Origin of the sequence: Bacillus sp. AF62, assembly GCF_050312695.1 — a bacterium.
GTDB classification, from domain to species: domain Bacteria; phylum Bacillota; class Bacilli; order Bacillales; family Bacillaceae_G; genus Bacillus_A; species Bacillus_A cereus.
In genome coordinates, this window is record NZ_JBNPJZ010000058.1 from 149,685 (window position 1) to 163,561 (window position 13,877).

A 13,877-nucleotide genomic window follows, 5' to 3' on the forward strand; every position below is an offset into this window, starting at 1 on the left:
TTTATAAATGGTAATCCACAAAAGTGGTTTTGGTTATGTATTTTCTTTGCGTCCATTATACAAAATATAGTGCTACTAAAAAAGAATAAAGAAGTGCATTAGGATATTCAAATTATTAACATATTTGTGTCGTATTGCTAGTTGTATTGAAAACGCTTTTATTCAGTTTTATAATAAAAGTATGTTTTATAAATCTCCAAAACAATTAAAAGGGAGATGATACAATGTTAGCTTCACCGTTTTACTTACATACATGGAAAAAGTTTGTTAATGAAGGTGTTCTTGATTCAAATCGCATAAATCAAAGAATTTCAGAATCGTGGCATCGATGTAAACAGGCTAATGTTAATCCTCATATGAATAAAGGTCAGAAAGTTTTGTCTTCTAATATTTTTCGAGAACAAAAGAAAAAGAGTGAAATTTTCCTTGATATAGCATTACCCCAAATACAAAATATGAGAAAAACCATTGATGAACTACAAATGATGGCATTATTAATCGATCCAGATGGTTATGTCCTATCCTTAAGTGGAAATAAACAAACGTTAAAGCGAGCGAAACATATTAATTTTATTGAAGGTGTAAAATGGACGGAAGCAGCTGTGGGGACAAACGCAATAGGAACAGCGCTAGAAATTGAAGAAGCTATTATGATAAGTGGTACTGAACATTACTCCGTGGTATCTCATAGCTGGAGTTGTGCGGCTGCTCCCATTCATAACGATGACGGGAAATTAATTGGTATTCTAGATTTTTCCTGTCCAATTGAATTTTCACATCCATATATGCTCGGTATGGTAACTTCAATTGCACATGCGATTGAACGTGAATGTAGCATAAGAGTTCATCAAAATGAATTACACTTAATCCATCGTTTTTTAGATGTCATTGATAGTGATGAACAAGTAGTTATTTGTAATCATCGTGATGTTATCGTTTCTGCGAGTAAGAGCGTTCGGGAACGAGTAACTAATTGGTCAAGAATGAAACTTGAAGATTTAGTGCACCATGGATTGGAAACTAAATTAGAGATACCGGTATATAGTAATGAAAGAATGATTGGGAAATGTATGTATTTAAAGGAAAACAAACAAATGAATACATATTCTGCTTTCACATTTATAAAAGGAATTACTTTTCCAGGAGTTACCGGGACAAGTAAAGCATTTCAACACACACTAGAAGAAATTAAGCTTGTTTCACCGACTGATGCTAGTGTGTATGTATGTGGTGAGACAGGAGTAGGAAAGGAATATGTCGCGAGAGCGATTCATGAAAATAGTCCAAGAAAAGACGGACCCTTTATAGCTGTTAACTGCGGTTCTTTGCCTAAAGAATTAATGGAAAGTGAATTGTTCGGTTATGCTGAAGGTGCGTTTACAGGTGCGCGACGTCAAGGATATAAAGGGAAATTTGAACAAGCGAATGGAGGAACACTGTTTTTAGATGAAATTGGCGAAGTACCACCAGAGATGCAAGTAGCCTTATTGCGTGTTTTACAAGAACGCACAATAACTCCAATAGGAAGTTCAAAAGAGGTACCAGTAAATATTCGTATTATTACTGCCACACATAAAGATTTACTAAGGTTAGTAGAAGAAGGGAAATTCCGTCAAGATTTATATTATCGTTTGCACGTTTATCCGTTATATGTTCCATCGTTATTAGAAAGAAAAGAGGATATCCCATATTTTATACAACACTTTTGCGAACGGAAGAATTGGAATGTTGTATTTCCTAAAAGTATTTGCAATCAATTTTTACAACATACATGGCCCGGAAATATTCGAGAACTAGTAAATGTATTAGAACGCATTTACATTTTGTCGCAAGGACGGGAAATATGCGAAAAACAAGTCGCTTTTTTGATACAAACAATGATGGGAAATCAACAACAACTTGAGTTACAAGTTGAAAATAAAACAGAACATACATTGAATTTTCGTAAAAAAATACAGCGTGATAGCATGATTGAAGCATTACAAAAGACAAACGGAAATGTTTCGTTAGCTGCAAAACTATTAGATGTACCCCGTAGTACATTCTATAAACGAATGCAAAAATATAAGTTATAAAGTAGATTTTTGTAATCTACTTTTTCTTTGTGGGCTCATGTTCTGTCGGAATGTGCGCTTACCGGGGAAATAATAGAATTGTTAGAAAATAATTCCCGGAAGGGGGACTTATGTGAAGTATATTGAAATCGGCTTCGGAAATAGGTGGTTCGTTCGAACAGAAACCGAAAATAAAGATGGAACTGAATTTGAAGAACGAGGAATTATAAAACCTATTTATTTTGAGTCACTATATGTACGAATGTGGTTTCGGAAAACGTGTTTAATTTTTGATACGAAAGAAGGATTTAAAAAGATTAAGAAGAAGAGGATTGAATATAAATTTATAGTTGGAATTGTAAGTAGACTGAATAAAGAAAAAGTGTGCTAACATACATAGTTATATTGGCCAGGAAATTCTATTGACTTATATCAAACTCATAAAAAGTAATTTTACTAAATATAAATTGTTAATAAAACCACTAAGGAAACTTAGTGGCTTCTTTTTTTATAGGAAGGATTTTCATATGAATAGGATCTTAACGATTGTACTTGCAATTATTGTAATGGGGTATTCCATTTATAGTTGGAATGATGTTTCGGAACAGAGTATGCTAATTTTACAAACGCTTATAGGGATTATGTTAGTTAGTTTAGGAGTGCAAAATTTTAAAAATAAAGAAAATAAAAGTATGGGCATCGCTTGACTACTCGTTGCGTTATATTTAATTGTTGTATTGTTAGTAAAACATTTTGCATGAATAAGTATTTAAATTATTTATTCATGATTTTCTTATTACGAAAAACATTCTCGCAATAAAAGTTAAAATTCCACTTGTATTTCACTATATAAAATATGGCATAATGATTTAGTTAAATAGAAATGGATAGGGTATTTGAGAGGGGCAGTATAATGAGTTTTGCAATTGAAATAGTAATAAAAGCACCAATGGATATTGTATGTGACTATATAATAGAAGATGAAAAAATAAAAGAATGGAATACGTTTATAATAGAAAATCGCTATCCTTCAAATATGGATAAAGAGAATCCACGTGTAGGAGATAAATATATTTCTGTTCAAAAAGTAGGTAAGAAAATATTTGAGGCAGAAGTAGAAATTCTTGAATACGATACACCCCATATTATTTCACTAGGTAGTGAAATGAAGCAAGGTTATTCAGCGATGACTTATATGTTAGAAGAAGATGAGGAAGGTACAGCACTAACATTAATTTCAGAATATGAACCTAGTAATTTTTATTATAAAATGATGTATAAGTTAACAGGCTGGATATCACGAGGTATAACTATGGAACAAATGGAGCGTCTAGCAGAATGTGTAGAAGCTGCTTATCATAAAGAAGATTAATATTAAAAATATATTAAGGTAAAAGCGTTACTCAATCTCATGAGTAACGCTTTTACTGTTTGAAGATTTTTCATTGAAAATCTCAATAGCTCTTTCATATATTTCTTTATCAACACAAAATCTTTCTGTTATCCAATAATTAAGTTCAGAAGATGTAATGATTTGTTCTCTTTTCTTACCTTGGAAATATTGTTTTAAAACATTATCATTTATAGAAGTCGGAATGCCATCGATATAACCGAAAATCTGAATTTTCTTTAATACAGGAGATGTACGCCAATCGTTAGACCTTGAAATAAGTTCTTTCATATTTGATAAGTGTATTGGTTCTATGTGTAAGGTTTTTGTGGGACCTGGATTTCTAGTAATTTCAATCTTATTATTTGAGACTTCATAAGTGAAAGTTTCTCTTACATTACTTACTTGAAATGATTCATAAAGTGGGTAAGCTTGGAATAAAGGTGCACAGTAACCAACATCAACATAATAAGGTTGTTCTAAGTTAACCCGTAAGCATAAATGTCCGGGGTCCATATACATATATTGAACATCAAAACCAAGATTTGATAATAACCAATGGAATCCAATCGAGTGAGTCCAACAAGTACCGCCCAGACCTTTTGTTGTAATACGGTTTATGTATGTCTCAATGGAAGGGAAATAATCCTCTGTTTTCTTACCTTTTTCCCAGTCAATTATTTTAGTAAGAGTTTCCCACTTTACTTTTTCTTGATGAGCTTTAATAAGCTCATTTAAAAACTTTAAGCTAGTAGGCTGTTTTGTCGTACCTAAAAATGATAGAAAGCTATTTACTAGTTGTACTTGGGTCATTTTCGTATCCTTTCTATATAGAAATTGTTATTGGTATTATTATAGAATATATGTCAGAAAATACAGTTATTCATTAATGGAGTGGGAGAGAATTATATGTCGATGTCGCTATATTATAAAAAAATCCGGGAGCAATTAGGACATGAACTAATATTCATGCCAAGTGTAGCTGCAGTTATTAAAAACGAGCAGGGAGAAATCTTATTTCAATATCCTGGCGGAGAATATTGGAGTTTGCCGGCTGGAGCAATTGAACCTGGGGAAACTCCAGAAGAAGCAGTAATTCGGGAAGTATGGGAAGAAACAGGATTGAAAGTACAAGTAAAAAAACAAAAAGGGGTATTTGGAGGGGAAGAGTTTCGTTATACATATGCAAATGGCGATAAGGTAGAATATATTGTTGTTGTGTTTGAGTGTGAAGTTACTAGTGGAAAACTGAAATCGATAGATGGTGAATCTTTAAAACTACAATATTTCTCATTTTCTGAAAAGCCTACTTTAGCACTACCATACCCAGATAATATATTTTTATAGATGTAAAATAACACACCTTACTTATTGAAGGTGTGCTATTTATATAACCCGGTCGTATACATCTCCGTTAACGTATACACAATTTCCTCTAAGTTAATCTTTTTGTCATTTTGCGTAATAGTCCAAAGAAACGATTCATTCATCGCGAACCAACCGCGTGCTACAATCTCTTTATTTAAATTAGGTTGTGCTAATCCACTTTCTTGAGAGTAAGTAATATCCTGTTTAATGCTTGTTATAAAACGTTCCCGAATCTCATCCCATTTTTGCCGTATTTCTCTTGATAATCCTATCGCTTCCTCTACAACTTGCAAAATAGCGCGTTCTTCATTTGCTAATTGCAGGAATGCTCTAACTTGATTTTGGATCATTATACGTGCTTCCTCTTTTGTTTGTGGAGAAAAAGAGCGTTCAGCAATATTATAAAAACGATTCATAACATCTTCCATTAAACTAATTAGGAGATCATCTTTGTTTTTGAAGTATACATATGCTGTTCCGTAACCAGTTTCTGCATGTTTAATAATTTGTGTAATTGTCGTTTTTTGAAATCCATTATTTATAAAAATAGTGTAACCAGAGTGTAATAGTTTCTTCTTCGTTTCTAAGGAGCGGTGTTTTCTTGATGAAAGAGTAGAGTTTTTCAAAGAATCACCTCTTTATACTGAAATATCTGAAAGTATAACTGTATTGTAAAAGAAGTTCATATATAAAGTCAACTGACATAATATCATTGACGTTGTATCAATTAAGGTGATATATTTCAATTAGTTAGAATAAAAAGAAAATTAAGAGAAGGTGACACCATGTATAAAGAACCATTTCAACCAACTTATGAGTATGCGCTTGAATGTGATAAACATGATGAACTGAAAGATTTTCAAACTGAATTCTATAAAAAAGAAGGTACTATATATTTAGATGGAAACTCATTAGGGCTACTTTCAAAAAGAGCAGAGAAATCATTACTTACGTTGCTAGATTCGTGGAAAGAGTATGGCATTGACGGCTGGACAGAAGGTGAGCACCCGTGGTTTTTCCTTTCAGAGAAATTAGGTAAACTTACAGCCCCTCTTATTGGAGCTTTACCCGAAGAAACTATTGTAACCGGTTCTACAACTACAAATATACACCAAGTTATTGCGACGTTTTACGAACCAAAAGGAATACGTACAAAAATACTTGCGGATGAATTAACTTTCCCATCAGATATTTATGCACTTCAAAGTCAAATTCGTTTAAAAGGATTAGATCCAGAGGAGCACTTAGTAAGAGTGAAAAGCCGAGATGGTAGAACACTTTCTGAAGAAGATATTATCCATGCGATGGAAGATGATATCGCTTTAATTTTATTACCTTCTGTTTTATATAGAAGTGGTCAAATTCTTGATATGAAACGTTTAACAACGGAAGCTCATAAACGCGGCATTCACATTGGATTTGATTTATGCCATTCAATAGGATCTATTCCGCATCATTTCAAAGATTGGGATGTCGATTTTGCTGTTTGGTGCAATTATAAATATTTAAATGCAGGACCGGGTAGTGTTGCAGGCCTTTATGTAAATAGTAAACATTTTAATAGACTGCCAGGATTGTCTGGATGGTTTAGTTCTAGAAAAGATAAACAGTTTAATATGGAGCATACATTAACAGCTGCTGATCATGCAGGTGCTTATCAAATTGGTACACCGCACGTATTAAGTACAGCACCATTAATTGGTTCACTTGAAATTTTCAAAGATGCTGGTATTGAACGTTTACGTGAGAAATCTTTACATATTACGAGATACATGCTGAATTTAATTGGACATGAATTAAAAGATTTCGAATTTACAATTGGAAATCCATTAGAGGATGAAAAACGAGGCGGGCACATTTATTTAGAGCATGCAGAAGCAGCACGTATATGTAAAGCACTAAAAGCAAATGGAGTAATTCCAGATTTTAGAGCGCCAAATGGGGTGAGACTTGCGCCGGTCGCTTTATATAACACATACGAAGAAGTGTGGAAATCTGTACAAATATTAAAGAAAATTATGAAAAATGAAGAGTATAAGCAGTTTGAAAATAAGCGAGAGGTTGTGGCATAAATATGAAAACATCAGAGTGGATTGATATTTCACAACCGCTAAATAATAATATAGCAACGTGGCCAGGAGACACACCGTTCTCGTATGAAGTTTCATGGTCAAAAGAAGAAAGTGGCTCAGTAAATGTCGGAAAGTTAACGATGAGTATTCATACAGGCACTCATATTGATGCACCATTTCATTTTGATAATGATGGAAAGAAAGTATTGGATTTAGATGTTCAAGTTTATGTTGGCCCAGCACGGATTATTGACGTTTCTAATCTTGAAAGCGTCGGGAAAAAGGAATTAGAAAGCTTTCATTTAGAAGGTGTAGAACGATTATTATTACGTACATCTTCACATGGAAAAGCTGAAGAATTTCCAGAGGTGATCCCTCATTTACGTGCAGACATAGCGTCGTTTCTTTCAGAGAAAGGTATTCGTTTAATCGGAGTAGATGTACCATCAGTTGATCCGCTAGATGATAAAGGATTAGCAGCACATCATCAATTATTTAAACATGGAATTCATATTTTAGAAAATGTCGTACTAGATCATGTAGCAGACGGTGATTATGAACTTATTGCATTACCACTTGCATTAACTGATGCAGATGGAAGTCCAGTTCGAGCCGTTATTAGACCAATATAAGTAGAATCATATAAAAGGGGCGTTTGGCTAATATGAAAGAAAATGAAAAAGTAATTATGGAAAAAGGGATTCATACGGATTTTAAAGAGAATATGACGTATGGGGAGTATTTACAATTAGATAGTTTACTATCTTCTCAAAAAAGATTATCGGACCATCATGATGAAATGTTATTTATCGTTATTCACCAAGCAAGTGAGCTTTGGATGAAGCTCATTTTACATGAGCTAAATGCGGCGATTGAATCTATTAAACAAGATAAATTACAACCAGCTTTTAAAATGTTAGCACGTGTATCAAAAATTCAGTCTCAAATTATTCAATCTTGGGATATTCTTGCGACATTAACACCATCAGAATATATTGAGTTTCGTGATTCACTCGGTCAAGCTTCAGGTTTTCAATCGTATCAATATCGTATGATTGAGTATGCACTTGGCTATAAAACGCCACACGCATTAAAAATTTATGAAAAGGATCCAGAATTACATGCACGACTTCATAAAGCGCTACATGCACCAAGTCTATATGATGTCGCGATTCAAGCATTAGTAAAAGAAGGATTCCCTATTCATAAAGATGTGTTAAACCGTGATATTACGCAACCTTATGAAGAAGATGCAACAGTAGAAGCAGCGTGGTTAGAAGTATATGCGGATGTGAAAAAATATTGGAATTTATATCAGCTTGCTGAAAAATTGATTGATATTGAAGACTGGCTACAACAATGGCGTTTCCGTCATATGAAAACAGTAGAACGAATTATTGGATATAAAATGGGAACAGGTGGATCCTCCGGTGTTTCTTATTTAAAACGAGTACTTGATCAACAATTCTTCCCAGAGCTTTGGAATGTTCGTACGAAATTATAAAAATAAACCTGTCAGTTCATTATGGCTGACAGGTTTATTTTTATTTGAGCACAATTATGTTTAAAATGAAGGAACAAGATATAATAAATGGAGTAACTATTTAAATGGAGGTAAAGTTTTTGGGTTTCAAGCAACTAGAAAATAAATTCGAAAAGAAAAAAGTGAATACATTTCTTGTTTATCAAAAAGGGGAATTAACAACTGAGTACTATAAAACACCTGAATGTGCAAATAACTTATATAAAATAAATTCGATTACAAAAAGTATTGTATCTTTATTAATTGGTATTGCAATTGATAAGAGCTATATAAATGATATACATACATCGATTACAGAGTGGATTGAAAATGTACCTGGGGAAAAACATGATTTGACGCTTTATCACTTATTAACAATGACTACTGGTGAGGATTGGAAAGAGTTTGGAAATGGAGTAGTATTCCCAAATGACTTTGTAGAATCAGAGAACTGGGTGCAGTACATATTAGAAAAGCCAATAATTGAAGAACCCGCTACAAAAATGAATTATAATTCAGGTTCTTCTCATTTACTGAGCTATATTATTCAAGAAGCTACTGGAATGTCGACAGAGCGGTTTGCAAAGAAATATTTATTTGATCCATTAGAAATTAACGAATACGAGTGGCAACAAGATCCGCAAGGTATATATGTCGGCGGCTTCGGTATGAAAATGAAATCTACCGATTTATTAAAATTAGGAAAGTTATGTTTGCAAAATGGATATTGGAATGAAAAAGAAATTGTATCAGCGAAATGGTTAGAAGAGTCAAGTATGGCTCTATTTGAAACATATGAACATGTCGGTGCATATGGATATCACTGGTGGGTATTACATAACGGAAGATTTCACATACCGTATTGTATATATTTTGCTATGGGATACGGCGGACAATACATCGTTATCATTCCTCAGTTGGAAATAGTAGCTATTATAAGTAGTCATATGCCAAAACGTGGGCTCGTTCCATTAAAACTATTTATTGAGCATGTACAGGGAAATTCTAATTATATATAAGAAAAGGAGGGAATGTATGAAGGATGAAAAAATTTTATCTTTATTTAGATTATGTTTAAGTCTTCTAGTGTGTAGCACCATTATTACGCAATTCATAATTAGGGCACAAGTGAAGCCGTTTAATCCAGTTAACTTTTTTAGTTTCTTCACCATTGAAAGTAACATTTTAGTTGCATGTATTCTCCTTTTAAGCAGTATCGGAACAGCTACATTTGGTCACTCAGAACAGTTTAGTATACTTCGTGGTGCGGCAACGGTATACATACTTACGACAGGACTCGTTTATTTTTTGTTACTAAGAGGGTTAGAAGAGTCACTTCAAACGGCAATACCATGGGTAAATACTGTGCTACATTATATCATGCCGATTGCAATGCTTTTAGATTGGATTTTAAATCCACCTATTAAGAAAATCACTTGGAAACAAGCTGCAAGTTGGCTCTTATTCCCGTGTTTTTACGTTGTATATAGCTTAATACGTGGTCCAATCGTGAATTGGTATCCATATCCGTTTTTAGATCCGAGAATAGGTGGATATGGTAAAGTACTTTTATATAGTATAGGGATAGCTGTAGTAGTTGGCGCTATTTGTATATTGGTAAGATTTTTAGGGAATCGAAACTTTAGGAAAGAATTTTAGAAATGCAAGGAACCCCACTGTTTCCATTTTTAACAGTGGGGTTTCATTTTATCCCGCATTAACGGGCAGCCCGATTGGTGAGGACTGATTAAAGTTTCACTTTATCTACTCGTCTTCTGAAACGACAACTTTATAAATTTCTCCGTCTTCGTTTCAAATTCTACATCAACAAAAACACCATATTCTTTTCCATCTTCACGTAACCACAATTTAAATTTTTCAACAGTTATTTGAACTGTTTTTGGTTTTCTACCTATATGAAGATAGTCAATAATTTCTGCTTTTGGGTATTGTTCTTTCGTCTTTTCTACGGCAAGTTTACCCCATTTGGCATACGGCGGCTGCGCATGAACAATTGATGAGTCTGTATATATATTTGAACATGTTGTTAGGAACAGAATGACGAGTGCGACACGTTTTAACGATTTCTTCATGATGAACTCCTTTCATCCTTTTTTTATATTGTTTACATATTTTTTCAACGATATTAGTTTGGATTTTTTTGTCTTCTTTACATAAAAGCGAGGCTTTTACAAAACATAACCAAGAAATCATTTCCGTAATTAAGGAGGGAAAATTATGCGCCAAAAAGCTATTTTTAAAATAGCAGTTTTACTTGCGTTCATAGGGCTGTCTTTAATGGTCAGTAGTATACAACTAAAGAATGTAGAAGCTTTTTCTAATCAAGTTATTCAAAGAGGAGCATCTGGCGAAGATGTCATTGAACTGCAATCTCGTTTGAAATATAACGGATTTTATACGGGAAAAGTGGATGGTGTTTTCGGATGGGGTACATACTGGGCACTTCGGAATTTTCAAGAGAAATTCGGATTACCCGTTGATGGTTTAGCTGGAGCTAAAACGAAGCAAATGCTCGTGAAGGCAACGAAGTATGACAAGTCAACTGCTAATAAAGGGACGACAACGAATAAAGGAAATAGCGGCGGAACTGCACAAGAGAATAAACCACCTCAAAATAAAGGGACAAATGTTCCGAACGGTTATTCTCAAAATGATATTCAGCTTATGGCAAACGCAGTATACGGAGAATCACGTGGTGAACCGTATTTAGGACAAGTTGCAGTAGCTGCCGTTATTTTGAATCGTGTTACAAGTGCGTCATTCCCAAATACTGTTTCAGGTGTAATCTTTGAGCCTAGAGCATTTACCGCGGTAGCCGATGGACAAATATATTTAACGCCAAATGAAACAGCAAAAAAAGCAGTTTTAGATGCGATTAACGGATGGGATCCAACAGGAAATGCTTTATATTATTTCAATCCAGATACTGCGACTAGTAAATGGATTTGGACTCGTCCACAAATTAAAAAAATCGGTAAACATATTTTCTGTAAATAGAGCGGAGGTGGGACAATGTTACGAGGTATTATCATTGTATTATTAACAGTCGGTGTAGTAGGAACAGGCTATTGGGGCTATAAAGAGCACCAAGAGAAAAATGCGGTTTTAATTCGAGCGGAAAATAGCTATCAACGTGCATTCCATGATTTAGCATACGAAGTCGATTTATTACACGATAAAATTGGTACAACACTTGCGATGAATTCACGATCATCTTTATCACCTGCATTAGCGGATGTATGGCGTTTAACATCTGAAGCTCGCTCAGATGTAGGACAACTTCCTTTAACATTAATGCCATTTAATAAAACGGAAGAATTTTTAGCGAATATCGGTGATTTCAGTTACCGTGCAGCCATTCGTGATTTAGAAAAAGAGCCGTTAAATGAGCAAGAATATAAAACGCTACAAACTTTATATTCAAATGCAGGAAATATACAAGATGAACTAAGAAAAGTACAACATCTTGTTTTGAAAAATAATTTACGCTGGATGGATGTAGAAATGGCACTTGCATCAAATCGTGATCCAGCAGATAACACAATTATTGATGGATTGAAAACTGTAGAGAAAAACGTAACATCATATTCTTCTACAAACTTCGGACCGACCTTTACAAGTGCGCAAAAAAATAAAAAAGGCGGATTTGAAGCGGAAGGAAAGGCAATTTCTAAAGATGAAGCAGCGAAAATTGCCAAATCGTTTTTGAATTTAAAAGGAAATGAAAAAGTAGATGTAGAGAAAAGTGGAAAAGGTGCGAAAGAATCCTTCTATAGTGTGAAAATTAAAGATGAAGCAACGAACAATGAGTTCTATATGGATATTACCGGAAAAGGCGGATATCCAATTTGGGTTATGAATAACCGCGAAATTAAAGAACAGAAAGTTAGTTTAAACGATGCAGGTAGTAAAGGTTTGAAATTTTTAAAGGACCATAAGTTTAATAATATGGAGCTTTATGATAGCTCTCAATATGATAATGTTGGTGTATTTACGTATGTAGTAAATGAAAATGGAGTACGAATTTATCCAGAAGCAATCCAAATGAAAATTGCTTTAGATGACGGTTCTATCGTAGGGTTCTCCGCAAAAGAATATTTAGCGTCACATCAAAAACGAACAGTTCCATCGGCAAAGCTAACTGCAGCAGAAGCAAGAAAGAAAATCAATCCGGATGTAAAAGTAATGGAAGAACGTAAAGCTGTAGTAGTTAATGATTTGCATAATGAAGTACTTTGCTATGAATTTGTAGGTACTTTAGGAAAAGATACGTACCAAATATTCATTAATGCTAATAGCGGGGCCGAGGAAAAGGTAAAGAAAATGCAAGCTGTTGAAAAAATTTATGATTAAACCTTAAAAGTGAAGTGGTGAAAATGATGAAAACTCTAATATATATATTAATGCTTTGCTTCGTTATAACTGGATGCAGTATTGGAACAAAAGAAAACCCAAACGAAAAGCCGGAACAAAAAAATGTTTCAATGAAAAATGTTAATTATACGAATAAATCAAATAAGCCAAATGAAAAAGCGGCAGATCATTTAGCATCTTTAGCAGCAAGTGTGCCAGGTGTGAATGATGCGACAGCGGTCGTCGTTGGAAAATATGCTATTGTAGGTATAGACGTAAAAGCAAAACTTGATCGAACTCGTGTTGAATCAATTAAATATTCTGTTGCAGAAAGTTTAAAAAATGACCCTGACGGTGCTAATGCAGTCGTTGTAGCAGATGTTGATACGTATGAACGCCTCAAACAAATCGGAAAGCAAATTAAAAAAGGAAAAACAGGTGAAGGTATACTAGATGAATTAGCGGCTATTGTGGGACGAGTAATGCCACAAGTTCCAAATGATATGATTGAAAATCGAGAAACGAATCCAATTAAAGATAATGATAAACAATTACCAAAAGATGAAGAACAAGAGTTAAGAAAAGAACAGGATGATCAATCAAATAATCATTTGAATAAATGAAATTAGCCTCGTACTTAATTGTGCGAGGTTTTTAAGTATAATATTAAATATTCAGTTTATTTTTAAGGGAATATATGGTTTAATTATGATGGGAGGGACAACTGTTATGATGAAAAAAAGCGCATGTATATTGTTTAGTTTATGCTTAGGTTTCAGTATGACAGCGTGTGAAAAGAGAAAAGAAGTGAAAAATCAAACAGCAACTTCTTCTACTGTGATGGAAAGGCAACAGAAAGAATCTATCAATATAAATCATTTCTCGAACATAAATGAAGGAATGACTTATACAGAAGTGAAAGATTTAATTGGTTTTGAAGGGGATTTACTTATAGAAGAAGGGGTAGAACATTCTACACAAATTAAACAAATTTTTGCTTGGAAAGGAAACAATCCAAATTCATTTGTTGAAATTACCTTTTTAGATGGAAGAGTGCATTCAAAAGCACAGCAAGGTATAAGTTAATAAGCTAAAAA

Annotated in this window: 17 protein-coding genes; 14 read left to right on the forward strand and 3 right to left on the reverse strand. The window is 33.8% G+C overall.

Annotated elements, in window-relative coordinates; genetic code table 11:
* The first annotated feature begins 224 nt into the window (after positions 1–224).
* The 4 genes from ACQRBL_RS12790 (at position 225) to ACQRBL_RS12805 (ending at position 3,426) form a co-directional block, all read left to right on the forward strand.
* Positions 225–2,075 carry a sigma-54-dependent Fis family transcriptional regulator gene (locus ACQRBL_RS12790; protein WP_097960864.1) on the forward strand — a complete coding sequence of 617 codons (1,851 nt, stop codon included), beginning with the start codon at positions 225–227 and terminating at the stop codon, positions 2,073–2,075.
* 112 nt (positions 2,076–2,187) lie between these two features.
* Positions 2,188–2,445, forward strand: a complete 258-nt coding sequence (locus tag ACQRBL_RS12795) for a DUF3977 family protein (RefSeq protein WP_000873828.1) — start codon at positions 2,188–2,190, stop codon at positions 2,443–2,445.
* Positions 2,446–2,581: 136 nt separating this feature from the next.
* Positions 2,582–2,761 (forward strand): DUF3953 domain-containing protein, encoded by a 180-nt coding sequence (locus ACQRBL_RS12800; RefSeq protein ID WP_001079915.1) that lies wholly within the window; start codon positions 2,582–2,584, stop codon positions 2,759–2,761.
* A gap of 206 nt (positions 2,762–2,967) precedes the next feature.
* A complete protein-coding gene (locus tag ACQRBL_RS12805) occupies positions 2,968–3,426 on the forward strand; it encodes an SRPBCC domain-containing protein (protein WP_063547494.1) in 459 nt (152 codons plus the stop codon).
* A 27-nt stretch (positions 3,427–3,453) separates the two neighbouring features.
* On the opposite strand, the gene ACQRBL_RS12810 is transcribed toward ACQRBL_RS12805, so the two are convergent.
* Positions 3,454–4,257, reverse strand: coding sequence for an arylamine N-acetyltransferase (locus ACQRBL_RS12810; RefSeq protein ID WP_078993735.1), 804 nt, complete (start codon positions 4,255–4,257; stop codon positions 3,454–3,456).
* A 96-nt stretch (positions 4,258–4,353) separates the two neighbouring features.
* On the opposite strand from ACQRBL_RS12810, the gene ACQRBL_RS12815 reads away from it, so the two are divergent.
* Positions 4,354–4,791 (forward strand): NUDIX hydrolase, encoded by a 438-nt coding sequence (locus tag ACQRBL_RS12815; protein WP_000062925.1) that lies wholly within the window; start codon positions 4,354–4,356, stop codon positions 4,789–4,791.
* A gap of 35 nt (positions 4,792–4,826) precedes the next feature.
* Here ACQRBL_RS12815 and ACQRBL_RS12820 read toward each other — a convergent pair whose 3' ends face one another.
* Entirely contained in the window at positions 4,827–5,438 is a 612-nt protein-coding gene (locus ACQRBL_RS12820; RefSeq protein ID WP_078993734.1) for a TetR/AcrR family transcriptional regulator, read from the reverse strand.
* A gap of 159 nt (positions 5,439–5,597) precedes the next feature.
* On the opposite strand from ACQRBL_RS12820, the gene kynU reads away from it, so the two are divergent.
* From kynU to ACQRBL_RS12845, 5 genes are all read left to right on the forward strand, one after another.
* Positions 5,598–6,884 (forward strand): kynureninase, encoded by a 1,287-nt coding sequence (gene kynU / locus ACQRBL_RS12825; protein WP_411995557.1) that lies wholly within the window; start codon positions 5,598–5,600, stop codon positions 6,882–6,884.
* Between the two features lie 2 nt (positions 6,885–6,886).
* The gene (gene kynB / locus ACQRBL_RS12830) at positions 6,887–7,516 is read left to right on the forward strand and encodes an arylformamidase (RefSeq protein WP_411995556.1); all 630 of its coding nucleotides are present in this window, start codon (positions 6,887–6,889) and stop codon (positions 7,514–7,516) included.
* Between the two features lie 32 nt (positions 7,517–7,548).
* Positions 7,549–8,388: a tryptophan 2,3-dioxygenase gene (kynA, locus tag ACQRBL_RS12835; RefSeq protein WP_025118391.1), complete on the forward strand. Its 840-nt coding sequence runs from the start codon at positions 7,549–7,551 to the stop codon at positions 8,386–8,388.
* A gap of 119 nt (positions 8,389–8,507) precedes the next feature.
* Positions 8,508–9,425, forward strand: a complete 918-nt coding sequence (locus tag ACQRBL_RS12840; protein ID WP_411995555.1) for a serine hydrolase domain-containing protein — start codon at positions 8,508–8,510, stop codon at positions 9,423–9,425.
* A 16-nt stretch (positions 9,426–9,441) separates the two neighbouring features.
* Positions 9,442–10,065 (forward strand): Pr6Pr family membrane protein, encoded by a 624-nt coding sequence (locus ACQRBL_RS12845; RefSeq protein ID WP_411995554.1) that lies wholly within the window; start codon positions 9,442–9,444, stop codon positions 10,063–10,065.
* Positions 10,066–10,166: 101 nt separating this feature from the next.
* Here the strand turns inward: ACQRBL_RS12845 and ACQRBL_RS12850 are convergent, their stop codons facing one another.
* Positions 10,167–10,499: a DUF3889 domain-containing protein gene (locus ACQRBL_RS12850; RefSeq protein WP_016512695.1), complete on the reverse strand. Its 333-nt coding sequence runs from the start codon at positions 10,497–10,499 to the stop codon at positions 10,167–10,169.
* Between the two features lie 145 nt (positions 10,500–10,644).
* On the opposite strand from ACQRBL_RS12850, the gene sleB reads away from it, so the two are divergent.
* The 4 genes from sleB to ACQRBL_RS12870 all read left to right on the forward strand — a co-directional run bounded on the left by sleB (position 10,645) and on the right by ACQRBL_RS12870 (position 13,866).
* Complete coding sequence (gene sleB, locus ACQRBL_RS12855) at positions 10,645–11,424, forward strand: spore cortex-lytic enzyme (RefSeq protein WP_001249053.1); 780 nt, start codon at positions 10,645–10,647, stop codon at positions 11,422–11,424.
* A gap of 15 nt (positions 11,425–11,439) precedes the next feature.
* Entirely contained in the window at positions 11,440–12,780 is a 1,341-nt protein-coding gene (gene ypeB, locus ACQRBL_RS12860; protein ID WP_016081334.1) for a germination protein YpeB, read from the forward strand.
* A 26-nt stretch (positions 12,781–12,806) separates the two neighbouring features.
* On the forward strand, positions 12,807–13,403 hold the full coding sequence (locus ACQRBL_RS12865) for a YhcN/YlaJ family sporulation lipoprotein (protein WP_000854060.1): 597 nt from the start codon (positions 12,807–12,809) through the stop codon (positions 13,401–13,403).
* A gap of 106 nt (positions 13,404–13,509) precedes the next feature.
* Positions 13,510–13,866: a hypothetical protein gene (locus tag ACQRBL_RS12870; protein ID WP_016512697.1), complete on the forward strand. Its 357-nt coding sequence runs from the start codon at positions 13,510–13,512 to the stop codon at positions 13,864–13,866.
* Positions 13,867–13,877 lie beyond the last annotated feature (11 nt).

Coding starts and splice junctions, on each gene's coding strand:
- ACQRBL_RS12805 (WP_063547494.1), top strand. CDS start 2,968: ATGAGTTTTGCAATTGAAATAGTAATAAAAGCACCAATGGATATTGTA.
- kynA (WP_025118391.1), top strand. CDS start 7,549: ATGAAAGAAAATGAAAAAGTAATTATGGAAAAAGGGATTCATACGGAT.
- ACQRBL_RS12810 (WP_078993735.1), bottom strand. CDS start 4,257: ATGACCCAAGTACAACTAGTAAATAGCTTTCTATCATTTTTAGGTACG.
- ypeB (WP_016081334.1), top strand. CDS start 11,440: ATGTTACGAGGTATTATCATTGTATTATTAACAGTCGGTGTAGTAGGA.
- ACQRBL_RS12790 (WP_097960864.1), top strand. CDS start 225: ATGTTAGCTTCACCGTTTTACTTACATACATGGAAAAAGTTTGTTAAT.
- ACQRBL_RS12865 (WP_000854060.1), top strand. CDS start 12,807: ATGAAAACTCTAATATATATATTAATGCTTTGCTTCGTTATAACTGGA.
- ACQRBL_RS12800 (WP_001079915.1), top strand. CDS start 2,582: ATGAATAGGATCTTAACGATTGTACTTGCAATTATTGTAATGGGGTAT.
- ACQRBL_RS12870 (WP_016512697.1), top strand. CDS start 13,510: ATGATGAAAAAAAGCGCATGTATATTGTTTAGTTTATGCTTAGGTTTC.
- ACQRBL_RS12845 (WP_411995554.1), top strand. CDS start 9,442: ATGAAGGATGAAAAAATTTTATCTTTATTTAGATTATGTTTAAGTCTT.
- ACQRBL_RS12850 (WP_016512695.1), bottom strand. CDS start 10,499: ATGAAGAAATCGTTAAAACGTGTCGCACTCGTCATTCTGTTCCTAACA.
- sleB (WP_001249053.1), top strand. CDS start 10,645: ATGCGCCAAAAAGCTATTTTTAAAATAGCAGTTTTACTTGCGTTCATA.
- ACQRBL_RS12815 (WP_000062925.1), top strand. CDS start 4,354: ATGTCGATGTCGCTATATTATAAAAAAATCCGGGAGCAATTAGGACAT.
- kynB (WP_411995556.1), top strand. CDS start 6,887: ATGAAAACATCAGAGTGGATTGATATTTCACAACCGCTAAATAATAAT.
- kynU (WP_411995557.1), top strand. CDS start 5,598: ATGTATAAAGAACCATTTCAACCAACTTATGAGTATGCGCTTGAATGT.